The following is a 23,695-nucleotide window of genomic DNA, read 5'->3' on the forward strand; positions in this document are numbered from 1 at the left end:
TTAACTCTTTTTCGTAGCCTTAGCATACGCCGTGACGTATTCAAAGCCCGAATATAGCGTCAGTACAACTGCGATCCAGAGTAGGGCGTTTGCATAGGGCCATTGCATCGTTAGCCAGCCGATAGCAATCATCTGAAAGACCGTCTTTACCTTGCCCGCCATCGACGCGGCGACCTCTACGCCGTCGCCCGCCATCGCCACGCGAAGGCCCGTGATAAAAAACTCGCGGATTAGGATTAAGTAGATCGCCCAAGCACTGGCGCGCCCGATAAACATAAGCCCCAAAAAGCCCGCAAGAGTTAGCATCTTATCGGCGAGTGGATCGATGATGGTGCCAAGTCTCGTTTTTTGGTTCCAAGAGCGCGCGATGTATCCGTCGAAAAAGTCCGTAACGGAGGCGATGACGAAGACGAGTGCGGCAAAATAATCGATCCAGCTTACATGCACTGAGCCCACCATGCCGCCATTCGCATGGCCTGCTAGTAGGATCAGCCAGAAAAACAGCGGCGCCAGCGCAACGCGAAAGCTCGCTAAAATATTGGGTAAATTTAGCATTATTTAAAGGTCGTTCCGCCGTCGACGATGAAGGTGTGCCCCGTCACCCAGCTAGCCTTGCTCGAGCATAGAAATAAACATGCTCCCGCCAGATCCTGTGGCTGTCCCATGCGTCCTAGCGGGCTAAGTTCGGCGGTTTTATCTCGCACCTCTTCGTAGTTCGTAAAGGCTCGTAGCGCGTCCGTCTCGATCGGTCCGCCGCTTACTACGTTTACGCGGATGTTTTTCTCGCCGAGTTCGGTTGCGGCGTAGCGTGCCATCGCTTCGACGGCGGCTTTTGCCGTGCCGTGACCCGCGTAGTTTTCGATATAGACTAAATTTCCCGTGGAGCTAAGCGAGATGATCGAGCCGCCGCCTACCGCCTCCATGCGCTTTGCCGCTTCTTGCGCGCCCACGACGAAGGCATTTACCGTCGCGGTGAAGATATTATTGATGCCGCGCGGCTTTAGCCTCATAAATTTAGTGTATCCGCCCGCGACCGCGCGACCCGAGATGATGGCGTTTGAGATGAAAAAATCCACTCGCGCAAAATCCTCGTCGATCTTGGCAAAGAGCTCCTTGTAGGTCTCGGGCTCTAAGATATTGAGCGCATAAGCGCGCGCCTTGATGCCGTAAGTCTTCTCAAGATCGGCTGCTTGCGAAGTCGCCAGCTCCTCGTTGGAATTATACGTAAAAGCGATATTTGCCCCTGCAGCTGCGAATTCCAAAACTATCGCCCTGCCTATGCCTCTCGTGCCGCCGCTGATAACTAGCGTTTTTCCTTTAAATTCGTTCGTCAATTAAAATCCTTTGATAGTGTATTGTTTCATTACATTTTCTATTTTTTTGAGGTTTTCCGCGCTCGGCTCGCAAAGCGGCAAGCGGTACTCTAAACTCGGCGTCAGACCCGCGATATACATCGCCGCTTTGATCGGGATCGGATTGCTCTCGCAGAATAAAATTTTATTGATCGCGTAGAGATCGTCGTTGATCTGCTTGGCCTTTAAAAACTCATTTTGCAGCGCAAATTTCGTTAGTCTCGCCGTGTAATCGGGAAGTAAATTTGCCGTAACGGAGATCACGCCCTTGCCGCCGTTACTTAGGATCGGATAGTTGATCGCATCCTCACCGCTAAGCACGCTAAGGCGCGGCTCGTGCGCGAGCAGATCGACGCATTTATCGATGCTGCCGCTGGCTTCTTTGACGCCGTAGATGTTCTCGCAGTCGTTAAAAAGCTTGATGATCGTATCTGCGGCTATGTCGCAGCCGGTGCGACCGGGGACATTGTAGAGCAGCACGGGTAGATCTACCGAGCTCGCGATCGCCTTATAGTGCAGATACAGCCCCTTTTGGGTGGGTTTGTTGTAGTAGGGCGCTACGGATAAAATTCCGTCCGCGCCGTGAGCCTGCGCAAACTGCGCGAGCCCGATCGCTTCGTGAGTTGCGTTGCTGCCCGCGCCCGCTAGCACCTTGACGTCCGTGCCCTTGCACGCATCTACGGCGATCTCGATACAGACGCGGTGCTCGTCGTGCGTCAGCGTCGCGCTCTCGCCCGTGGTACCGACGGGCACGACCGCGCTTATGCCGTTTGCGATCTGTCTTTTGATGAGCTTGGAGTAGGTCTGCTCGTCCAGTTTGCCCTCTTTAAAAGGCGTGATCAGCGCCGTCATAGAGCCGATTATGATATTTTTATTCATCGTTTTCCTTTCGTAAGATAATGCTCGTGGAGCTTTTAAGGCTTAGATAGGTTTTCATCGCTTTTTTAACCGCGTTTTTATCTAGGCTTTTGATCTCGCGCTCCAGCCTAAATAGCGCGTCCAGATCGCCGCGGACGATGTAGCTGCCGTACATCTGCGCTACCTTACTAGCGCTGTCGAGGGAGTAGATCAGATCGCTGCTTAGGGTGTTTTTGATCTTTAGCATATCGTCGTCACTTATTTTAGCTTTTTTGGCTTTTTCGATCAGCGCCAAAATTTCATCTCTCAGCGCCTCGCCGCTTACGCCTTGGTTGCAAACGGCAAAGACTATGAATAAATTCTCATCCTTAGCGCTCATATCGTAGATATTGATCTGATTGGCGAGCTTTTTCTCATCGACCAGCACGCGCTGTAAAAGCGAGCTCTTGCCCCCGCTAAGATATATATCCATCGCTTTGATCGCCGCGGCGTCAGGATGGTTAAACGGCGGAATTTTAAAAGCGACTGCAACGATTTGCGCCTCGCTGTTTTTGTAAATAATGCTAAGCTTCTCGCCGTCCTGCGCTGGCTCGGTGCAGTGAAGGCGCGGAATTTCGCTTTTGTTTTTTACGGGCGCGAAGTATTTTTTTGCCGCATCAAACGCCGCCTTTTCGCCGATGTCGCCGGTGATAAGCAGCACGGCGTTTTGCGGCTGATAAAATTTAGCGTGAAATTCCTTGATATCTTTGATACTCCAGTTTTCGATGTCCTTGCGAAAGCCGATCGGCGTCCAGTGGTATGGATGATACAAAAACGCGGCGTTGTATAGCCTGAAAAATAGGTATCCGAACGGATCGTTATCGGTGCGCCACAGCCGCTCCTCGAGCACGACCTTGCGCTCGGGCTGAAATTCTTTGTCTTTGAGGCTTAAGTTTTGCATGATGTCGGCGTAAAGATCCAAGCAGACCTCTAAATTTGCGCTCGCGCACTTGATGAAGTAGTGCGTGTAATCAAAGCCCGTGCTTGCGTTGTTCACGCCGCCAAATCCCTTTACGATCGCGTCGAACTCGCCCGCCTTGCGATTTTTCGTGGATTTAAAATTTAGATGCTCCAGCATGTGGGCGATGCCGCTTTTGCCCATCACCTCGTCGCGCGAGCCGACGTTGTAAAACACGTCCACGCTGATGACGCCGCTGCCTTTATTCATCGGGATGTGATAAATTTGAAGCCCGTTTTGCAGCGTGATTTTCTTAAATTTCGGAAACATTAATCTTTTTTCGCCTTTCGTTTTTTGCTTGAGTTTTGCTCTGCGTCTTGGGTGCCGCTCGCTTCTTTGGCCTCTTTAAGCTCTTTGGTATCTTTAGCCTCGGCATTTTTAGTTTTGGCGCTGCTTTGTTTTACGTTTTTAGCTTTTAAGCTTTTGCTTTCTGCGCTACTTTTTGGCGCGGCTTTAGTTTTAGAATTTTTGCTTTCTATGTCGTTTTTTGACGCGGCTTTGGTCGCGGTTTTATTTTTCGGCGCGGTTTTTGTTTTTGCGGTTTTGCTCGTCGTGCCGCTTTGTTTTGCGTTTTTGACCTCTAAATTCTCGCTCTTTGCATTGCTTTTCGAGAGATTTTTTGCTTCGTCGCCCTTTTGCTGCGAGGCGTTGTTATCCTGCACGACGTCTTTCCGCGAGGCGTCATCATACTGCGCAGTATCTTTTTGTGTGGCGTCTTTTTGCGTAGCGTCCTTTGAAATTTTACCGCGTTTGGAGGTTACGCCGCTTTTTGAAATTTGACTTTGTTTTTGATTCGCGCCGCTTTTGGAGGTAGTTTTTGAAATTTTATCCTGCTTCTCATCGGCGCCGCCTTGCTTTGCGCTTTTAGTCTCTAAATTCTTGCTCTTTGCGCTGTTTCGTTTTGTATTTTTAACCTCGGAATTTTCGCTCTCCGCACCGCTTTGCTCGATTGATCTTTGATCCGTCGCGGTATCTGCGCTTACCAAGGCGTTTAAATTTGCCGAAGTGCCGGAATTTTCATCCGCCTCGGAGCTTGAGTTTGTTTGAACGCTCAAAATTTCATCTGTTTGAGCGGCGGAAATTTCACCCATTTGAGTGCTTAAAATTTTGCTTTCGCCGTCGTTTGAAATTTCGCTCGTTTCCTCGCCTTTGCTCGCACTCGAAATTTTATCCGTTCTGGCATCCGCCTCTTTGTCTTCGCAAGCGCGCAAATCTGCGCCGTTGCCGAGATTTTCGGTCTGATCGACTCTGGTGCCGTATCCTTCGCCCGCGCGATCTTTTAAATTTACCCCGACCGCCTCGCTTACGTTATTAAAGCCGTCTGCGCGCAAAAGCTTCGCCAGCCCCTCGTTGATCGATTTTGCGACGAACGGGCCTTTGAAGATAAAGGCGGTAAAAATTTGAACCAGGCTCGCGCCCGATTTGATGCGCTCGTAGGCCTCTTGCGCGCTGTCTATGCCGCCGCAGCTGATTAGGATCGTGCGGCCGAAGAGCTCGCGAGCGACCTGTGCGAAAAGCTTTCGCGATTTTTCGGTGATTAGCCTGCCGCTTAGGCCGCCGAAGTCCCTAGCGTTGGGGCTTAGCGAATAATCGACGCTCGTGTTGTTTATAATAATGCCGCTTGCGCCGCTTTGCACCGCGCACTCGCACAGCGCGATCGCCTGATCCGCGCTCATATCGGGCGCCAGCTTTAAGACGAGCGGCCTGTTCGTGATCTTTTTCATCGCTCCGATCAGCTCGCTTATGAAGCTGTTTTCTTGCAAAGCGCGCAGATTCGGGGTGTTCGGCGAGCTTACGTTGATGATAAAAAAATCGCACAGCCCGTTAAATTTACGGCCCAAGGCTTCGTAATCGCTTAGCGCGTCCTCGTTCGAAGTGGCCTTATTTTTGCCGATATTTGCGGCGATCGGGATTTTAAAAGGATAAATTTTTCGCACGCGACGCTCGATAACATCGGCGCCCTCGTTGTTAAAGCCCATCGCGTTTTGAATACTTTCCTCCGTTACGAGGCGAAAAAGTCGCGGCTTTTCGTTGCCACTTTGAGGACGCGGCGTAAAGGTGCCAAAATCGATGTGTCCGAAGCCAAGAGCAGCCAGCGGCGCGATCATCGTGGCATTTTTGTCGAAGCCACCCGCGATACCTACGGGGTTATCAAAGCTGAGATTCCATATATTTTGAGTTAAAATTTCATCTTTATAAACGCCGAATTTTGCCAAAGCTTCAAGCCCGCCCGGAGTCGCATAAAGTGCGCGAAGTCCGAATTCTGCGATCTTGTGAGCGGTTTCTGGATCAAATCGAAAAAAGATTTTTTTCAAGGTATCATAATTCATAATTTTTCCTCAAATTTTGCGTAATGGTAGCTAAAATTTAATTAAATATAGATAAGGATTTCGCGCTGAATTGCAATTTGCGGCGGTTAAATTTAGTTTTAGAATTACGCGAGAAATGCCGGTAAAATTTCTACGGCTTGCAATGAGCGGTTTAAATTTACGCAGAAGTTCAAAGATGTGCGGTGTAAATTTTATAAATTTAGCGAGCGGCGATACATATCAAAATGCGCAGTGTCTGCAATGCAGCTCGCGGTGCAGGGGTCGTACGCGATTTTATCCTGCGCCGATCTGCGCTCAATCCCGCTGAAGCTAAATTTTAAAATTTAAAGCGTTTTGAGCGTGCCGCTTGAGCTTTTAGCGCGCGTCTTTGCCGCCGAAAGCAGCAATCATCGTACCTAGAGGAATGATCGTAACGCCCAAAATAATCGCTAGCGGGTTTAGCAAGGACAGCTTGGCAAGCAGGTAGATCGCCGCCACGAGCGCCGCGTAGGAGAGAATTTTAAACGGAGAGAAAAACGCCCCCGCAAAATTACTCTGAACCTCGCTCCGCTCGCACTCATCATCCCAATCATTGACGCTACCGTCCGCGCCTTCGAAGTCATCCTTTGATCCATCGCGCGCGGTGCCAATCCTGCCCCCAAAATCGCTCGTACCGTCGCTCGGCTCGCTGCTATCTACATCGCCGCCACGATTACCGCTATCTGTGCCGTCGCCCGGGTCGCCGCGATCTGCGCCGTCGTCCTGGTCGCCGCTAGCTCCGCTTTTCAAGTCGTCGTAATGCTCGCCTATGTCGCCTTGCGAACTATCGCTAGCTTCGTCGTTTATGCCGCCGTGTGAGTTGCCGCAAGTCACGCTGCCATTCATATTAAATTTATCGGCGGCGTGCCCTAAAGCGGTCGCGTCGCAAGCGGAGGTTTTGTCGTCGCTCTTCGTAGAATTTACGTTGCACTCGCCAGCGGAAGCTCTGCCGTACTCGGCGTCTAAATTTGAGCTGCGAGTAAAATTTATATCAGCGGCAGAGTTTGCGGCACACTCAGCGGCGGTTTCGTCGTGCAGGGCGTAGTTGTCATCGTTTTCGACGCAGCTATCGCCGCTCGTGAAATTTACGGCGCTTTCGGAATTTTGAGTGTTTAAAATTTCGGCGCCTGAATTTGCGCCGCTAAAATTCTCGCTCTTTAAAATTTCGCCGCCGCAAGTTTTGCCGTATGAAATTTTATCGTCGCCGCTCGCACCGCCTTGGTTTTCGCCGCCAAAGCTTGCGGAATTCGTATCGTTTGCGGAAGTTTCGCCGCTTATGAAACCTGCGGAATTTTTAGAGCTTTGCTGCAAAATTTCATCGTATTTGCCGGCTCTTAGCTCATCTTCTATCTTGTTGCGGTAAGCGCGAAACGAAAAATATACCGCGCCGAATGCGCCCAAAAATCCGGCCTCCAAGCTGAGAAGCCACGCTAGCGCCCGCACGCCGAAAGAGCCCGTGCCGAAAAATCCGCCGCCGCAAAGCGCTAGCCCAAGCAGGACAAACGCCGCGTTTAGCGCGCAATATATGAGCAAAAATCGCCTATTCAATCCCGCTCATCCCATTCATCGTCGTCGTCGAAATTTTTCGGATCCGCCTTGTATTTCGGATCGTTTTCAAGCTCTTTTAGACTCGAATTTAGCGCCTTGCAGGCGCGGTAAACGTTCAAAAACGCCGCCGCGATGCCGATAGCGATGCCAAGCCAGAGCAAAAGGAGCGAGCCCGTGAGGTGCCGCAGTCCAAGCCCGATCGCTACGCCGATGCCGATCGCTACGACGATGGAGATGCCCAGGCTGATGTCGCAGGCGCCCTTTACGATTTTGTTTAAATTTTTCGTTACTCTCATCTAAAATCCGTAAAATTTTAAAACGCAGCCCTTAAAGCGCCGCCATCGCTTCGTCCGCGGCGTTTAGCGCAAAGTCGATCTGCGCTTCGTTCATCGTAGAGCAGATAAAGCCCGTCTCAAACTGACTAGGCGCCAAAAATACGCCGCGCTTAATCATCTCGCCGTGAAATTTCGCAAAGCGCGCGGTGTATGCTCGCAGGGCGCCGTCATAGTCGCGCACCTCTTCGTCTGCAAAAAAGTAGCCGAACATCGAGCCTACGCAGGCGGTTTGCAGCGCGATGCCGCGGTGCTGCGCTATGGCGCAAAGCCCGTCCGTAAGTCTGCGGGCAAGCTCGCCGAGCCTTTCGTAAAGGCCGCTGCTAGCGTAAATTTTACTTAGGCTAGCGATGCCTGCAGCCATTGCGACGGGGTTTCCGCTTAGCGTGCCTGCTTGATATACCGCTCCTAGCGGGCTTATCATATCCATGATTTCGCGCTTGCCCGCAAACGCCGCCACGCTCATGCCGCCGCCGATGACCTTGCCGAATGTTACCAGATCGCCGCGGACGCCGTAGATGCCGTAGCTGCCTAGCTCGCTCGCGCGAAAGCCGCTCATTACCTCGTCGATTATCAGCACGATCTTTTTCTCATCGCACAGCGCGCGAAGCTCGGTTAAAAATTTGGGATCCGCCGGTACTAGGCCCATATTCCCCGCGATAGGCTCGATGATAATCGTGCCGATGTCGTTTTGTGCTAGGACGTCCTTTACGCTTTGTATGTCGTTGTATCTGGCTAGGTAGGTGTTTTTCGCGACATCCTGCGGCACGCCCGCGCTGCTTGCGTTACCGAAGGTGCTTGCGCCGCTGCCCGCTTTGACGAGCAGGCTGTCGCTGTGGCCGTGGTAGCAACCCTCAAATTTTAAAATTTTATCCCGTCCGCTAAAGGCGCGCGCAAGACGGATCGCGCTCATCGTGGCCTCCGTGCCGCTGCTGGTAAAGCGGATCTTATCTAGGAAATCAAAATTTTTTAGCACCAGCGAGGCAAGCTGCGTCTCAAGCGGACTGGATGCGCCGAAGCTTAGTCCCTTTTTGGCGGTTTGCACGACGGCGCGCTCAATGTCGGCATCGGCATGACCGAAGATGAGCGGACCCCAGCTCTGCACGAAGTCGAGATATTTTTTGCCCTCGACGTCGTAGATGTACGAGCCCTCGCCGCGATCCACCATAAAAGGCTCGCCACCTACGTTGCCGAATGCTCGCACAGGCGAATCTACGCCGCCTGGGATAAGTTTTTGTGCTGCTAAAAATTCGTCGTGATTATTCATTTTTTCTCCTTCTTTTTGGGCTGATTTATCGATTTTATATATTTGTAGATGATGATGATCTCGTTTTGCGTCAGGAAGTAGCTTGGCATCACGTCGCGCGAGCTGCTGACGCCGTCGGCGAGCTCCTGAAGCGATAGATTATTGATCGGCGGCGCGTTTAGGGCGCGCTCGTAGTAGGCGCCCGAGGTGCGGTTAAATTCTTTATACTTTACGATCAGCGAGCCCTCTCCCTTTTCGCCGTGGCACTTGTCGCAGCCGATGCCGCGGGGGTTTTTATACAGCATCGCGCCGTACTCCTCGTCGGTGATGAAGCTCTCGGCTTGTGCGCCGCGAGGTAGAAAAAATATGGTCGCGGTTAAAAATAGCGCTAAAAATATGAAATTTCGCATCTTCTCGTTTCGAATTTTTGGCGCAATAATATAAAAAATGTGCTTAAATTTCATAACGTCGCTATATTTTCGATCCCCTCAAAATAAAATACGTTTAACTCATCCTCTCTGCGGTAGAGGAATTTTAGTCCGTGCGCCTTGGCGATGTTATCGACGATGTAGAGCCCCAGGCCGAAGCTTTGCTTGGCGTTCGTGCCCTTGACGAAGGCCTCTTTGTAGTAGCTAAAGTCCTTCTGCAGCGGCTCGCCGAGCGTTATGAAGTCCATCGTCTCGGCATTTAGGCGGATTAAAATTTTACCGTCTGAGGCGTATTTTACGGCGTTGTCGATTAAATTTTTCACTGCGACGCAAAATAGCTTCAGATCGACGTTTAAGCTCAGGCCTAGCGGATTTTGCAGCGTGACGTAGCCGGGCTCGATCATCGCGATGCCGAGCGCTTCTTTTAAAATTTCATCCATTGAAAAAATTCCGCGTTCGATTAGCGCCGTGCCCGCAGTCGCGCGCTCGACCGCCGCAAATTCGTTGATTAGGCTCTCTAGCCGCTCAAAGACCGAGATGAGGCGCTCTTGATTTTTGCCGTGCTCGATCATCTCAACGGCGATGCGACCCTTTGTGATGGGGGTTTTGAGCTCGTGCATTATGTTTCGCAAAAACAGATGGCGCGATTCGTTAAGCTTATTTATCTGCGTGACCGCCTCATAAAATGCGTGCGAAACCTCGGAAATTTCGTCGTTTCCTACGCTTACGTCCTTGATCTGAAGATCGCCTTTAGCAAATTTATCGATCTGGCGCTTAAGCTTGCGAAGAGGGCGAATTTTGCGGATGATAAATATATACGCAAGCAGGATGATCGCCAAAATGACGCCGTAGATCGCTTTGAAAATATCGTAGCGGTAAGGCTGATAATCCTTGTCGTTTAAAAGCCGCGTCTCGCCAGCGTGAGTAATCTTTAGGTAGTGCTTACGTTTAAAAAGCAGGATATCAGCAGAGCCGATGTCTGCGGAGATGCTATCTAGAATTTCAGCGCCTTTGATGATCTCATCGCGCTTGGCTTCATCGCGGATGGTCGAAAACTCGAAATTCGCGACCTGCCGTTCGTATTCGACATCGCTGATGAGCTTGCTCATCTGATATAGGTTCGCGCGCGCGACGATGGAGTACTTGGAGTTTAGCTCGCGGGTGTAGTTTTGCTGATCGTAACCGATGAGCCAGAGTAGGGCGAGCGAAACGCCCACGGCAGCGAGCGCAAAGATGAACGTGATGGTATAAAAAATCGACGATCTTACTTTCATTAAATTTATATGATCCTTAAATTTTTAAAATTTCAAAGCTTTGAAGCCGCGGGCTTGCTTTGGCTTTGACACGCGAGCCAGCGGCTTACGCTCATTCGGCTTTAAATTTGCAGCGCGTCTTAAAGGCGCGGCGCGTAAATTTTAAAATTTCATCGCAAAGCGGGGCGCTTTTAAATTTAACATCCACGCTTCTTTAAATTTTAAAATTTTGCCTTTTCGCCGCTCTCGGCTCTGCTTTTTACAGCTCGTTTTTGCCCGCAGCGCCGAATTTCGCCGAAATTTACAATGATAAAATTCCACGCCCATTTAAAATCGCACGCCAAATTTATAACTATAAAATTTTATCGTAAAATTTTAACGCTTCAGTTGCGGCGCCTTAAATTTTAATAGTAAAATCGCGCGGACCGACTTGCGATTTCAGTTTCGCCGCACGAGCGCCTATTAAATTTAGAGCCGCGAGCATTTAAATTTCATCGCGCAAGCTCGTCTATAGTGCAAGTCCGCTCATTGTATTAGTTTATAACCTACGCCGCGGATAGCGTGGATGTAGCTTGGCGCCTTGGACGTTTCGCCAAGCTTCAAACGGATGCGGCCGATGATGACGTCGATGCTTTTGCTCGAGGATTCCTCGCTTATGGAGCTGCAGTTGTAGATGAGCTCCTCGCGGGTGATCGCGCCGCCTTCCTTTTTGATGAGATACGAAAGCACGTCGTATTCGGCGATGGTGAGCGATAGGGGCTGTCCTTTGAAGCTGATGACGTGGCGGAAATCATCCACTTCGAGATCTTTTTTTGGCTTTGCGGCGCGCTGAAGCGAGTTTATGTCGTAGCGCTCGATGTGACGTTTGATGCGCGCCAAAAGCTCTTGCGGATTATAAGGCTTTGGCAGATAATCGTCCGCGCCGAAATCAAAAGCGTTGATCTTATCGGTCAGATCGTGGCGGGCGCTTGATATTATGATTGGTATATCGGTGTTTTTGCGGATCTCTTTGCAGACCTCAAGCCCGTCCATTCCAGGAAGCGTGAGGTCTAAAATCACGAGGTTGAAATTTTCTAAATTTAGCTTGGAAAGCCCCAAAAACGGATCGTCCGCGACGGTGATATCAATATCGTATTGTTGCAGATATTCGCTTAAAATTTCGGCGAGCTCTAAATCATCCTCTATCATTAAAATTTTAGTCATAAAAAACCTTTGAAATTTTGCGCGGATTATAACAAAATATAGTTTATATATTTTAAAGCGGCAAATTTGGGCGAAATTTTATAAAAATGAGGTGCGGCGGGGTGAAATTTTGAAATTTTTTGAAACCGGGCGAAATTTCAAAAATCAGCCCCAAAAATATGGCGGAATTTTGAAATTTAAAGAAGCGAAATCTGAAAAATTGACGAATTTGGGCTAAATTCGGCTAAATTTTGCCGATTTTTGCGTTTTTTTCTTAAAAAACTATTGTATTTTTTGCGAAACTATTGTAGAATACCGCCGAAACCACTTTATTTTAAAGGATTAGCATGAAAAAAGCTGATTTTATCCAAGTAGTTGCCGAGAAGGCAGGTCTTTCTAAAAAAGATACCGTTAAGGTAGTAGATTCTGCACTTGAGGCTATCAAAGAGCTTTTGGTAAAAGGTGATGACATAAGCTTCATCGGCTTCGGATCTTTCGGCATCGCAGAGCGTGCGGCTCGCGAGGGTAAAGTTCCTGGCACAAACAGAACTTACAAATCTCCTGCTACTAAAGTAGTAAAATTTAAAGTTGGCAAACAGCTAAAAGAGGCTGTTGCAGCTGCAAAAGGCAAGAAGAAAAAATAATTTTCTTGCTCCAAGCCCCGTCTTCGGGGCTTTTCTCTTTTAAATTTATACAATCATAACTTTTTAAATGCCCGAGTGGTGAAATTGGTAGACGCACCAGACTCAAAATCTGGCGAGGGCGACCTCGTGTCGGTTCGATTCCGACCTCGGGCACCATAAAACTTCTTTAAATTTTATCCGTAATTTCAACCGCCTTTTGCAAATTTCAACTTGCTATAAAATTTTTTATACTATTATTACCGCGGTATTTCTTTAAAAGAGGCAATTATTTATGATACGTAAAATTCTTATCGCTAATCGCGGCGAGATCGCGGTTCGCATCATTAGGGCCTGCAGAGATCTGCATATTAAAAGCGTCGCGATCTATACCAAACCCGACGTCGATTGCTTACACGTAAAAATCGCCGATGAGGCCTACGAAGTAAGCGCGGACGCGCTAAAAGGCTATCTGGATGCCAAAAAGATCGTCGAAGTCGCCAAAGAGTGTGGCGCTGATGCGATACATCCTGGATACGGCTTTTTGAGCGAGAATTTTGACTTTGCAAGAGAGGTCGAGGACGCGGGGATCATCTTCATCGGTCCAAAGCCCGACGTTATCCGAAAAATGGGCAACAAAAACATTGCTCGCTATTTGATGCGCAAAAACGGCATTCCGATCGTGCCGGGTACCGAAAAGCTAAATCACGAGAGCATGGATACGATCAAAAAATATGCGCGCGAGATCGGCTATCCCGTGATCTTAAAGGCTAGCGGCGGCGGCGGCGGACGCGGTATCCGCGAGGTATGGGAGGAGAAGGATATGGAGAGCGCCTACGATTCGTGCACGAGAGAGGCGAAAACCTTTTTTAACAACGATGAAATTTTTATGGAAAAACTCGTCGTCAAGCCGCGCCACATCGAGTTTCAGATCATCGGCGACAATTACGGTAACATCATTCACCTTTGCGAGCGCGATTGCTCGATCCAGCGCCGTCACCAAAAGATCATCGAGATCGCGCCGTGCCCCTCGATAAGCGAGCATCTACGTAAGACGATGGGTACGACCGCAGTCGCTGCGGCGAAGGCGGTGAATTACACCAATGTCGGTACAGTGGAATTTTTGCTTGATGATTACAACAACTTTTACTTTATGGAGATGAATACCCGTATTCAGGTCGAGCACGGCATCACCGAGGAGGTCACGGGCGTCGATCTCGTCGTGCGCCAGATCCGCATCGCAAACGGCGAAATTTTAGAGCTTGAGCAAAGCGACATTAAGCCGCACGGCTACGCGATCGAGGCGCGTATCACCTCCGAAAACGTCTGGAAAAATTTCACCCCGGTTCCCGGCACCGTTAGCGATTATTATCCTGCACTAGGCCCTTCCGTGCGCGTCGATAGCCACATCTATAAGGGCTATAAAATTCCGCCGTTTTACGACTCGCTTCTAGCCAAGCTAATCATCAAAACCACCGACTACGACCTGGCTGTCAATAAACTAGAGCGTGCGCTAAAGGAGTTTCGTATCGAGGGAGTGCGCACGATTATTCCGTTTTTGCTTAGCATAAGCAAGTCTCGCGAATTCCGACTCGGCTTTTTCGACACGAGCTACGTAGAGAAAAATTTAGACAAAATTTTAGAAAACACCATCGACGATATGCAGCCGAATAAAAACGAAGCGATCGCCGCCATCATCGCTGCGATGCGCAAATCGGCGCGGATTTAGGAAAGAGTTATGGATTTTTTAGATAGCCTAAAAGATATAAAAAAGGACATGCTTAAGGACAAGGCGGCAAACTCAGCGCCCAAAAAGCCTAAAAAGCCGAATCCAAATCGCGACGAGTTTAAAGATATTTTTAAAGATGACGATTTGAGCTTGCAAAGCGGGGGCGTCCTAGACGGCGACGCGGAGGAATTCGACGCAGCCAAAGAGAGCATCGTCGCACGCGAAAAGCGCCTCAAAGACGAGTTTTTAAAATACGTGGACGCGGCAAATATCAAAAAGCTGAATGACTGAAATTCCATTTTGCACGCTGGATTTTGCCTGCCCCTATCTGGATGGCAGAGCAGCGCGCAGCGAGTATCTCTACATAAAAGACTGCGACTTTGAATATAATTCAAGCTTAGTGCAGCACGGCTACCGTCGCTTCGGCAGGTATTTTCAAAAGCCCATTTGCGCGGCCTGTGCAGAGTGCAAAAGCCTACGCATCGATGCCGCAAATTTTAAATTTAGCAGATCGCACCGTCGCGTCTATAAAAATAATCGCACGACTGCCTATGTATGGCAATCTCATCCGCTTTTAAACGATGCGCGTTTGGAGCTTTTCGCGCTCTATCACGACTACATGCATCTAAAAAAGGGCTGGCCTGTGCAAGAGATCGATTTTGAGCGATATGACGAAATTTACGTCCAAGGCCACGGCGACTTCGGCAAAGAAATTTCTTACTACGGCGAGGACGGGCGGCTTATCTGCGTCGATCTCATCGATATCGTGGATGATGGCATCAGCTCAGTGTATTGCTACTACGATCCGTATCTGCCGCATCTAAGTCTCGGCAAATTTTCGCTTTTAAAACAGATCGAGTTCGCCCAAGAGCTGGGGCTACGATGGATCTATCTGGGCTACGCGGTGAAGCAGTGCCCGAGCCTAGCGTATAAATTTAGCTACGAGCCGTATGAAATTTTAAACTCATACGTAGAGCTTGACGCCCCCGCCGTGTGGGAAGGCGCGTAAAGAGGTAGGTTCTGCGCGCGGGGGCCCAGAAGCAGCCTAGACAGACATACGCGCTGTGCGGTGCGTAGAAGGATAAGCTCCGCTCGCCCTTGCAGCCTATAAATACGGCGCGCGGTAGAGGTCGTGCCGCCGCGTAGAATTCGGTCGCGCGCAGATATGACGCAGTATGTAAAAGCGCGCCTAAGCGCCAAATCTTACGCTGAAATTTAGCTCCGCTCGACCTGCGAAATATCCGCGGTGATGAAATTTAAGGAGATAAAATTTAAAAGTAGAGCAGATAGATTTGCAAATTTTACGGCAGGCTCGGCATTTGCGTGTCGCAAGATGGCACACGCGGCTTTTGAGCGTACTTGGCTCCTGAGTGAGCGCGAAAAAGGGCGATCGGTTTCGTAATATAACTCTTACGCTGCCGCAATTAGCCTTGGCGCTGCGACCGGCTTCGGCATTGACCTAATTTCGGTATCGCGATCGGCTATAGCGTCGCAACCGACGCCGCTACGTAAGCGGCGAAGCGCAAAAAGATGGCTTATAAAGCACGATACAGCATATATTTTGTAAAATTTAAGCAAACTGCGAAGCCGCAATAAGACGGCCGGTTACGGCAAATTTATCAGCTCCACCTTGTTTTCCAGCGTTTTTGGGATCAATAAAACCTTGCCGTCGCTTGAGATATCCGCAGGTCTTTGCATCGCGCCGAGGTTTATTTTGCGTATCTGTCCGTTTGCATCGATACGCCAAATTTTACCGCTTAAAAGGTCCTCGCCCCAGTCGCTAATTAAAATTTCGCCGTTTTTTCCGCGCGCTATGCCGTAGAAAACCCCCTTCATATCGGCAAAGATCGAAATTTCGCGAGATTTCAGATCCATGCTTAGTACGCGCCCCGGGACCTTTCCGCTAAGATCGAAGGTGGTGATCAGAAGTTTGTCGCCCTTGAGCAAAAGCGCGCCCGCATTGCCGAGCGAGGGGTCGATGCGTGCGAACTCATCGTAGCTTTTTGCGTTTAAATTTATGCTGTAAATCACGCTGCGCGCATTATCGCTTGCGAGCAAAACCTCGCTACCGAGCGCTACGACGTCGTTTAAGGCCTGCGCTCCCTCGATTTTTAGATTAAAAACCTCCTGACCTTTGCTAAAGCCTCTGATCGCATCCAGATCGCACACGTAGAGCACGTCGCCGATCTGCGCCATTCCGCCAGGATTTACCAGATCGTCTATAAAATTGGTCTCAACGACGTTGGAATTTTTCACGATCCTGCTTATAAAGCCGCTTCTGCCTAGCGAATCTTCGTTTTTGCCGCGATTTGCGATGTAAAAAGCGTCCTCAGTGATTAGCGAACCCTCGGGCGCACTGAATCCATCGAGCTCCAAGCCGAAAAGCGCGCCCGCCAAGGCGCACGAAAGTAGAACTTTTTTCATAATCTCTCCTTGATCTCGCCAAAATTTTAAGAATTTTAAAATTTTAAGGGAAGCGACGAGTGCCGGGTTAAAATTTTAAAATTCGCAGCGAGCTTTAAGATGAGCGAAATTTAAACCCGCAGAGCAAATAAAAGTGTAATTTTAATTAAACAAGGTGGCTTAATCGGCAAAATTCTAGCGGGTTGGAGGGCCTTGCTTCGCGCGTCGCTTTTAATTTGATGCGTCGAAGCCGAAGTGAGTGGGTTTTGTGCGCGCTTTAGTTTGCGCCATCGCTCGCGAAATTACGCCGTGAAATTAGACAGCATCTCGCGCGTAATTTCAAGCACCGTTGCATATGTAATTCATTTGCGGCTGTGTTCGTTTTGAAATTTAATTCTGCGAGTGGATATTTTTTGCAAACTGTGGGCGTGATTTTTATGCGCAGATGAAAGCGTTACGTTTAAAGACGCCTCCGCTTTAAAATTTGATTTAATTTAAACAAAGCGCGATTAAAATGCGATTTAAATTTTATGCGCTGCGGGTGTAAAATTTCGGTCGCGAAAAGAGAACCTGCTGCAAAAAATTATTTAAAATTTACAGTGTACAAAACGCCCTTTGAAATTTAAAAATTTTAAAACGAGTCTATATGCTCTTTAAAAATTTAATACGTGAAATTTAAACTTTGAATAGAACGCGCCATCCTATCCTTACTGCGCCTTTAAAAATTTAATATGCTAAATTTTAAACGCTGGACTCAAATCCCGCCGCCATAACTACTTTAAAAATTTAAAGCGTAAAATTTAAACCCCAGCTTTAGAATCGGGCGCGGACAATAAAATTGGCTTTTAAGATTTAAAGCACAAAATAAAATCGCTCTATCGTACGGTCGTGGCAGTGGCTTTAAATTTTAATATGCAAAATTTTAAATCAAGTGTCGCGCGTACGACTAATCGCAGCCGTTTGCTTGGATTTTAAATCGTAAAATTTAAATTGCAGAAATTAATGCGCGCGCCGAAGCGGGAGCTGAAAATCCAAAGCGCTCTGGCTGACTTAGATACTAAAATCCTCGCCGAGGTAGAATTTACGGACATTTGGATCGCTGGCTATCTCTTTTGCGGTGCCGCCGGCGAACAGCTCGCCGTCTTTGATGACGTAGGCACGGTCGCAGATCGCAAGCGTCTCGCGGACGTTGTGATCGGTGATGAGCACGCCGATGCCGAGCTTTTTTAGGTCTCGCACGATGCTTTGTATGTCGCTAACCGCGATCGGATCGACGCCCGCGAACGGCTCGTCCAAAAGCAGAAATTTCGGCGTTATCATTAGACTTCGCGCAATCTCGCAGCGCCTGCGCTCGCCGCCGCTTAGGCTCACGCCTTTGCGCAATCTGATCGGCTCGATGTTGAGCAGATTTAGCATCTCATCGACCTTACGTGAGGCTTCGGCTTTATTTTTATAGGTAATCTCTGCAGCGAGCATTAAATTTTCCTCAACGCTGAGCTCCTTAAAGATGCTGCTTTCTTGTGGCAGGTAGCCGATGCCGAGCTTAGCGCGCTTATGAAGCGGAACATTTGCGATGCTATTTTCATTAAGCAAGATATCGCCGCCGCTAGCGCTTATCAGCCCGCAGATCATATAAAACGTCGTGGTTTTGCCTGCGCCGTTGGGTCCTAGCAGCCCTACGATCTCGCCGTTGTAAACTTCCAGCGAGATGCCCTTGATGATCGGCGTGCCTTTTATTGTTTTTTTAAGACCCCTGACTTCCAGTTTATGCATAGCTTACCTCGTATTTTCGCCCTTGCGCGTGCGGTGTGATCCTCACTACGCAAAAATCAAGCTCATATTTTTTAAGTAAATTTATCAAATTTTCATCCGCCCATTCGATCAGATGAAGTCCCCCTTCAAATAAATTTTCAAATAGCCCGTTTTTTAAAATCCCCTCACAGCCGCCGTTATAGATGTCGTAATGATAAATTTCGCCATAGTTTTGCATGATCGAAAATGTCGGCGAGCTCACGTGCTCGTCTAATCCGTGCGCCCGCACGATCGCGCGCACAAGCGTCGTTTTGCCGCTGGCGAGATCCCCGATTAATAAAATTATGCCGCTTTTTGGCAGAGCCTGCACGAGGCGTGAAATTTCATCCTCGCCGCAGAGTAGTTCAAAGCTCTTGGACATACTTTGCCTGCTCGCTTTTGGGCGTATTTTTCGCGCTAGGAAAGGCTAGGACTTTAAAGCTTTGTTTTCTATCCAAAAAGCTTATCGTGATTATGTCGCCGATTTTAAGCTCTTTGGCGGGCTTTGCTACCGCGCCGTTTACGGCTACGACGCCGCTTTTGCACATATCTTCGCTGATGGCGCGCCGCTTGGTGATATTGACTGCGTTTAAAAATTTATCGATTCTCATAGGCGTGAGTTTAGCGATATTTGCCTTAAAAGCAACTATTAAACTATTTTTGGTAGAATTTCGCCAAATTTTACGTAAAGGATTTGAGATGGCAAAAAAAGATGTAAAAAAGGTCGTTTTGGCGTATTCGGGAGGACTAGATACTAGTATTATTTTAAAGTGGCTCGGCGATACTTACGGCTGCGATGTGGTGACTTTCACCGCAGATATCGGTCAGAACGAGGATTTGGAGCCGATCAAAAACAAAGCTGTGAAACTGGGCATCAAAAAGGAAAATATCTTCGTAGAGGATTTGCGCGAGGAATTCGTGCGCGATTACGTATTTCCGATGTTTCGCGCAAATGCCGTCTATGAGGGCGAGTATCTTTTAGGCACGTCGATCGCGCGCCCGTTGATCGCTAAAAAACTAGTCGAGATCGCGAAAAAAACAGGTGCGGATGCCGTAAGCCACGGCGCGACCGGTAAGGGTAACGACCAAGTCCGCTTCGAGCTTGGCGCATACGCGCTAAATCCCGATATTAAGGTGATTGCGCCGTGGAGGTTGTGGGATCTGAACTCTCGCGAGAAATTGCTTGCCTATGCTAAGAAAAACGGCATCGACATCGCTTCAAAGCCAGGCAAATCGCCGTATTCGATGGATGCGAATATCCTTCACATCTCCTACGAGGGCTTGGTGCTGGAAGATCCCGCCCATGCGCCTGAAGAGGATATGTGGCGATGGACCGTAAGCCCTAAAAATGCGCCCGATAAGAGCGAGATCATCGAGATCGAATACAAGCAGGGCGATCCCGTAAAGCTAAACGGCAAGGCGCTTAAACCGCACGAGATGCTAGCAGCGCTTAACGAGCTTGGCGCTAAAAACGGCATCGGCAGGCTCGATCTAGTAGAAAATCGCTACGTCGGCATGAAGAGCCGCGGCTGCTACGAAACTCCGGGCGGCACGATCATGCTAAAGGCTCACCGCGCGATCGAGAGCATCACGCTAGATCGCGGTGCGGCGCATCTAAAAGACGATCTGATGCCGCGCTACGCCGAGCTCATCTACAACGGCTTTTGGTTCAGCCCGGAGCGCTTGCTGCTTCAAGAGCTGATAAACAAATCCCAAGAGCATGTAAACGGCAAGGTTAAGCTAGAGCTTTATAAGGGCAACGTGACCGTGCTAGGCAGAGAAAGCAAGAGCGATAGCTTGTTTAATACCGATTTTGTGACGTTTGAAGAGGACAAGGTTTTCAATCAAAAAGACGGCGACGGATTTATCAAGTTAAGCGCGCTAAGATTTATCATTGCAGGCAAGAACGGACGCAAGCTTTAGCTGAAAATTTTGCCTCATAGCGGCAAGGCGCGCAGGCAAATTTCGCAAAACGAAATTTTAAAATTTATCGGAAAAGCGCGAACGGCTGCCGGCGGGTTTCATGAAATTTCACTAAATTTCAGATCCGCCCGCGCCGCTTATAAAATTTTATAAATTTAAAGCTAAATTTAAAAGGATAATGGATGAAAGTATTATTGATCAAAGACGTTAAGGGGCTCGGAAAGGCGGGCGAGGTAAAGGAGGTCAAGGACGGCTACGGCAATAACTTCTTAATCGGCAAAGGCTACGCCAAAGCCGCTACGACTGAGGTTTTGCGTAAATTTGAAGCGGATAAGAAAAAGCAGGCCGAGCTTGAAAAATATGAGGTCGCAAGCTTGCAGAAACTAGCCGAGGAGCTAGCCAAGATCCGCGTAAAGATTGTAAAGCAGGCGGGCGAGAGCGGCGCGCTTTTCGGCTCGGTTACCAAAGATGAGATCGCAACCGCGCTAAAAGAGCAAAAGGGGATCGAAATCGATAAGAAAATTTTAGAGATCGAGGCTATCAAAACGACCGGGATCTACGACGTAAATGCTAAGCTAAAGCACGGCATAAGCGCTAAATTTGAGATAGAGGTGGCTAGTGTTTGAAGCAACTACCATTTTAGCCTACAAAGGCGCGAAGGCCTCTGTCATCGGCGGCGACGGGCAGGTTACGTTTGGAAACACCGTCTTAAAGGGCAATGCGACTAAAATTCGAAAGATCGGCAAAGAGGGTAATGTCCTAGCGGGCTTTGCGGGCAGTACTGCCGATGCGTTTAATCTTTTTGATATGTTTGAAAAGTGCTTAGATGGCGCAAAAGGCGATCTTCTAAGGGCGGTGATAGAATTTAGCAAGCAGTGGCGCAAGGATAAATATCTGCGAAAGCTCGAAGCGATGATGCTGGTGCTGGACCGCAAAAATATCTTTCTGCTTAGCGGCACGGGCGATGTGGTAGAGCCGGACGACGGCAAGATCGCGGCGATCGGTAGCGGCGGGAATTACGCTCTTAGCGCGGCGCGAGCTTTGGATAAATTTGCAAGCTTAGACGAAGAGGAACTTGTAAAGCAAAGCCTTAAAATCGCGGGCGAGATTTGCATTTACACAAACGAAAACATCAAAACATACGCAATTTGGGACGAAAAGAGATGATGACGCCAAAGCAGATCGTAGAGAAACTAGACGAATATATAATCGGACAAAATAGCGCCAAACGCACGATAGCGGTGGCTTTGCGAAATCGCTACCGCAGAATGGCGCTCGAAGATGAGATGAAAAACGAGGTGATGCCCAAAAACATCCTGATGATCGGATCTACCGGCGTGGGCAAGACCGAGATCGCGCGCAGGCTTTCGAAGATGTTCGGACTTCCTTTTATCAAGGTTGAGGCGAGCAAATATACTGAAGTGGGCTTCGTGGGACGCGACGTGGAGAGTATGGTGCGCGATCTGGCCGCCGCGTCGGTAAATTTAGTGCGCGGCGAGGAATTTGAAAAGAACAAAGACAAGATCGATGATTATATCAAGCGTAAAATTTTAGAAAAAGTCCTTCCGCCGCTTCCGCGCGGAGCGAGCGAGGAGAAGGTCGCCGATTACGAAAAAAGCTATGAAAAGATGGCAGCTAAGCTCGAGCGCGGCGATCTGGACGATCTTAGCATCGAGATCGAAGTAAGCGAAAACGCGCTTGAGTCAAATCCAAATTTGCCGCCCGAGATGGCGAATATGCAGGAAAGCTTCATCAAGGTAATCGGAATTTCGACGCGTAAAAGCAAAAAAGAGATGAAGGTAAAAGACGCCAAAGTTGCCCTCAAAAGCGAGGCTAGCGAGAAGGTCTTAGATATTGAGAGCATCAAGGCCGAAGCCGTTAGGCGCGCGCAAAACGAGGGCATCATCTTTATCGACGAGATCGATAAGGTGGCGGTCTCAAGCGGCAATAGCGGCAGGCAGGATCCGAGCAAAGAGGGGGTGCAGCGCGATCTGCTTCCGATCGTGGAGGGCAGTAGTGTAAGCACGAAATTCGGCAATATCGACACCGATCACATCCTTTTTATTGCCGCTGGCGCCTTTCATATCAGCAAGCCGAGTGATCTCATACCCGAGCTTCAGGGGCGCTTCCCGCTTCGCGTCGAGCTTGATAGCTTAGACGAGGCGGCGCTGTGCGAAATTTTAACGAAGCCAAAAAATTCGCTTCTTAAGCAGTACTCGGCGCTTTTAAAGACCGAAGGCGTGGAGCTGGAATTTAGCGAGGACGGGGTCAAAGCGATCGCGAAATTTGCGGCGAGCACGAACGAAAAGGTCGAGGATATCGGCGCTAGAAGGCTACATACGATAATGGAAAAGGTGCTTGAGGATATCAGCTTCGAAGCGGATAAGTTTAAAGGGCAAAAGATCGTCGTGGATGAGAAGCTCGTAAGCGAAAAGCTCGCAGGCATCGCAAGCGACGAGGATCTGGCGAAATACATTTTATAAGGCGGCGCGGTAGCTACTCTTAGAATTCTGCAGAGTCGCGGAATTTTACGGTTTTTAAATTTGCAAAGCAATTTAGAATTTTAAGTATGAAATTTAGCGAAATTTTAAAATGCGCAGAATTCGAAGTAGATAAAATTCTGCGCCTAGGGAGCGGAATTTACCGCTACCGTGCAGCTTGAAATTTTAAAATTTCACCTGTTTGTGTGGCGTGGGAATTTTAAAATTTCGACGCTTGTGCGGAGCTAGTTTGCACAAAACGAGATTTTAGAATTTACCCGCAAGGGCTTAGCGCTGCGGTTGCAAGATAAAATTTATAAATTTAAGGAAAATATGAAAAGCGGATTTGTAACGCTCATCGGGCGGACGAATGCGGGCAAGAGCTCGCTGTTAAACTATCTCTGCGGCGAGAAAATTTCGCTCGTCTCGCATAAAATCAACGCCACGCGCCGTAAGATTAGCGGCATCGCGATGAACGGCGCAGATCAGGTGATTTTCACGGACACGCCGGGGTTGCACGAAAGCGCCAAGCTGATGAACAAGCTGATGGTCGAAGTGGCACTCGGGGCGATTGAGGGCTGCGATTTGGTGCTGTTTTTGGCGCCGGTGCACGACGATACCGCGGAATACGAAAAATTTTTAAATTTAAACGCAGGCGCCAAACACATCGTGATTCTAACCAAAATAGACGAAGTAAACGACGAAAAGATCGTGCAAAAGCTGCTGCAATATCAAAAATTTGCCGATAAATTCGAAGCGATAGTCCCGGTTGGCATCAAAAAAAAGGTCTATAAAAAGCAGGTTTTGGACGAAATTTGTAAAATTTTGCCCGAGCACGAGTATTTTTACGATCCTGAAATTTTAAGTGCGACCAACGAGCGTGAAATTTATCGCGACTTCATACTCGAGGCGATTTTTGAGAGTATGAGCGACGAGATCCCTTATTGCAGCGACGTCGTAATGGAAAAAGTGGTGGAAAAACCAGGTCTGATCTCGGTATATGCGCGGATCATAACGGACACCAATTCTCACAAAGAGATGTTGATCGGCAAAAACGGCGAGGCGATAAAGCGGATCGGAATTCGAGCCAAAAAGTTAATTTCAAATTTTTCTAAGGTCAAAATTTACTTAAAATTAACAGTTTTTGTAAAAAAAAGCTGGAAAAATGACGAATTTATGGTAAAAACCGATTTTATCTATTGACA

General features: G+C 48.7%; 23 protein-coding genes, 1 tRNA gene and 1 pseudogene. 10 read left to right on the plus strand and 15 right to left on the minus strand.

Annotated features, from left to right (window positions below; translation table 11 throughout):
* From pgsA to Q0224_RS10425, 11 genes and pseudogenes are all read right to left on the minus strand, one after another.
* Complete coding sequence (pgsA, locus tag Q0224_RS10375) at positions 1–558, minus strand: CDP-diacylglycerol--glycerol-3-phosphate 3-phosphatidyltransferase (protein ID WP_297951227.1); 558 nt, start codon at positions 556–558, stop codon at positions 1–3.
* A complete protein-coding gene (locus tag Q0224_RS10380) occupies positions 555–1,334 on the minus strand; it encodes an enoyl-ACP reductase (protein WP_297951136.1) in 780 nt (259 codons plus the stop codon). The genes pgsA and Q0224_RS10380 overlap by 4 nt, the downstream gene beginning before the upstream one ends.
* Positions 1,335–2,231, minus strand: a complete 897-nt coding sequence (gene dapA / locus Q0224_RS10385; RefSeq protein WP_297951138.1) for a 4-hydroxy-tetrahydrodipicolinate synthase — start codon at positions 2,229–2,231, stop codon at positions 1,335–1,337.
* Positions 2,224–3,477 carry a pitrilysin family protein gene (locus tag Q0224_RS10390; RefSeq protein WP_297951140.1) on the minus strand — a complete coding sequence of 418 codons (1,254 nt, stop codon included), beginning with the start codon at positions 3,475–3,477 and terminating at the stop codon, positions 2,224–2,226. The genes dapA and Q0224_RS10390 overlap by 8 nt, the downstream gene beginning before the upstream one ends.
* A gap of 1,007 nt (positions 3,478–4,484) precedes the next feature.
* Positions 4,485–5,537: pseudogene (locus Q0224_RS10395) on the minus strand (quinone-dependent dihydroorotate dehydrogenase); the annotation flags it as partial.
* Between the two features lie 354 nt (positions 5,538–5,891).
* Positions 5,892–7,088, minus strand: coding sequence for a hypothetical protein (locus Q0224_RS10400; RefSeq protein ID WP_297951141.1), 1,197 nt, complete (start codon positions 7,086–7,088; stop codon positions 5,892–5,894).
* 11 nt (positions 7,089–7,099) lie between these two features.
* Positions 7,100–7,399, minus strand: a complete 300-nt coding sequence (locus tag Q0224_RS10405) for an AtpZ/AtpI family protein (protein WP_297901176.1) — start codon at positions 7,397–7,399, stop codon at positions 7,100–7,102.
* A 31-nt stretch (positions 7,400–7,430) separates the two neighbouring features.
* A complete protein-coding gene (gene hemL, locus Q0224_RS10410) occupies positions 7,431–8,702 on the minus strand; it encodes a glutamate-1-semialdehyde 2,1-aminomutase (RefSeq protein WP_297951142.1) in 1,272 nt (423 codons plus the stop codon).
* Positions 8,699–9,145: a cytochrome C oxidase subunit III gene (locus Q0224_RS10415; protein ID WP_297951143.1), complete on the minus strand. Its 447-nt coding sequence runs from the start codon at positions 9,143–9,145 to the stop codon at positions 8,699–8,701. The genes hemL and Q0224_RS10415 overlap by 4 nt, the downstream gene beginning before the upstream one ends.
* Entirely contained in the window at positions 9,142–10,383 is a 1,242-nt protein-coding gene (locus Q0224_RS10420) for an ArsS family sensor histidine kinase (RefSeq protein WP_297951144.1), read from the minus strand. The genes Q0224_RS10415 and Q0224_RS10420 overlap by 4 nt, the downstream gene beginning before the upstream one ends.
* A gap of 504 nt (positions 10,384–10,887) precedes the next feature.
* A complete protein-coding gene (locus tag Q0224_RS10425) occupies positions 10,888–11,565 on the minus strand; it encodes a response regulator transcription factor (protein ID WP_297882598.1) in 678 nt (225 codons plus the stop codon).
* A gap of 326 nt (positions 11,566–11,891) precedes the next feature.
* Between Q0224_RS10425 and Q0224_RS10430 the strand changes: the two genes are divergently transcribed.
* The 5 genes from Q0224_RS10430 to Q0224_RS10450 all read left to right on the plus strand — a co-directional run bounded on the left by Q0224_RS10430 (position 11,892) and on the right by Q0224_RS10450 (position 14,902).
* Positions 11,892–12,188, plus strand: coding sequence for an HU family DNA-binding protein (locus Q0224_RS10430; protein ID WP_177389243.1), 297 nt, complete (start codon positions 11,892–11,894; stop codon positions 12,186–12,188).
* 69 nt (positions 12,189–12,257) lie between these two features.
* Positions 12,258–12,344 (plus strand) — tRNA-Leu (locus Q0224_RS10435).
* Between the two features lie 115 nt (positions 12,345–12,459).
* Positions 12,460–13,893, plus strand: coding sequence for an acetyl-CoA carboxylase subunit A (locus Q0224_RS10440; protein ID WP_297951145.1), 1,434 nt, complete (start codon positions 12,460–12,462; stop codon positions 13,891–13,893).
* A 9-nt stretch (positions 13,894–13,902) separates the two neighbouring features.
* On the plus strand, positions 13,903–14,184 hold the full coding sequence (locus Q0224_RS10445) for a hypothetical protein (protein WP_297951147.1): 282 nt from the start codon (positions 13,903–13,905) through the stop codon (positions 14,182–14,184).
* A complete protein-coding gene (locus Q0224_RS10450) occupies positions 14,177–14,902 on the plus strand; it encodes an arginyltransferase (protein ID WP_297951148.1) in 726 nt (241 codons plus the stop codon). Before Q0224_RS10445 ends, Q0224_RS10450 begins: the two co-directional genes overlap by 8 nt.
* Positions 14,903–15,498: 596 nt before the next feature.
* Here Q0224_RS10450 and Q0224_RS10455 read toward each other — a convergent pair.
* The 4 genes from Q0224_RS10455 to Q0224_RS10470 all read right to left on the minus strand — a co-directional run bounded on the left by Q0224_RS10455 (position 15,499) and on the right by Q0224_RS10470 (position 18,698).
* Positions 15,499–16,317 carry an ATP-binding protein gene (locus tag Q0224_RS10455; protein ID WP_297951149.1) on the minus strand — a complete coding sequence of 273 codons (819 nt, stop codon included), beginning with the start codon at positions 16,315–16,317 and terminating at the stop codon, positions 15,499–15,501.
* A 1,029-nt stretch (positions 16,318–17,346) separates the two neighbouring features.
* A complete protein-coding gene (gene lptB / locus Q0224_RS10460; RefSeq protein WP_297951151.1) occupies positions 17,347–18,069 on the minus strand; it encodes an LPS export ABC transporter ATP-binding protein in 723 nt (240 codons plus the stop codon).
* Positions 18,062–18,469 (minus strand): tRNA (adenosine(37)-N6)-threonylcarbamoyltransferase complex ATPase subunit type 1 TsaE, encoded by a 408-nt coding sequence (gene tsaE, locus Q0224_RS10465; RefSeq protein WP_297951152.1) that lies wholly within the window; start codon positions 18,467–18,469, stop codon positions 18,062–18,064. The genes lptB and tsaE overlap by 8 nt, the downstream gene beginning before the upstream one ends.
* Entirely contained in the window at positions 18,453–18,698 is a 246-nt protein-coding gene (locus tag Q0224_RS10470) for an RNA-binding S4 domain-containing protein (RefSeq protein WP_297951153.1), read from the minus strand. Before Q0224_RS10470 ends, tsaE begins: the two co-directional genes overlap by 17 nt.
* 88 nt (positions 18,699–18,786) lie before the next feature.
* Between Q0224_RS10470 and Q0224_RS10475 the strand changes: the two genes are divergently transcribed.
* The 5 genes from Q0224_RS10475 to era all read left to right on the plus strand — a co-directional run bounded on the left by Q0224_RS10475 (position 18,787) and on the right by era (position 23,693).
* Positions 18,787–20,010 (plus strand): argininosuccinate synthase, encoded by a 1,224-nt coding sequence (locus Q0224_RS10475; RefSeq protein ID WP_297951154.1) that lies wholly within the window; start codon positions 18,787–18,789, stop codon positions 20,008–20,010.
* Positions 20,011–20,192: 182 nt separating this feature from the next.
* Positions 20,193–20,636, plus strand: coding sequence for a 50S ribosomal protein L9 (gene rplI / locus Q0224_RS10480; RefSeq protein ID WP_297951155.1), 444 nt, complete (start codon positions 20,193–20,195; stop codon positions 20,634–20,636).
* On the plus strand, positions 20,629–21,177 hold the full coding sequence (gene hslV / locus Q0224_RS10485) for an ATP-dependent protease subunit HslV (RefSeq protein WP_177389129.1): 549 nt from the start codon (positions 20,629–20,631) through the stop codon (positions 21,175–21,177). The genes rplI and hslV overlap by 8 nt, the downstream gene beginning before the upstream one ends.
* Positions 21,174–22,493, plus strand: coding sequence for an HslU--HslV peptidase ATPase subunit (gene hslU, locus Q0224_RS10490; RefSeq protein WP_297951156.1), 1,320 nt, complete (start codon positions 21,174–21,176; stop codon positions 22,491–22,493). The genes hslV and hslU overlap by 4 nt, the downstream gene beginning before the upstream one ends.
* A 330-nt stretch (positions 22,494–22,823) precedes the next feature.
* The gene (era, locus tag Q0224_RS10495) at positions 22,824–23,693 is read left to right on the plus strand and encodes a GTPase Era (protein WP_297951157.1); all 870 of its coding nucleotides are present in this window, start codon (positions 22,824–22,826) and stop codon (positions 23,691–23,693) included.
* Positions 23,694–23,695 lie beyond the last annotated feature (2 nt).

Source organism: uncultured Campylobacter sp. (assembly GCF_938002845.1).
Lineage (GTDB): Bacteria > Campylobacterota > Campylobacteria > Campylobacterales > Campylobacteraceae > Campylobacter_B.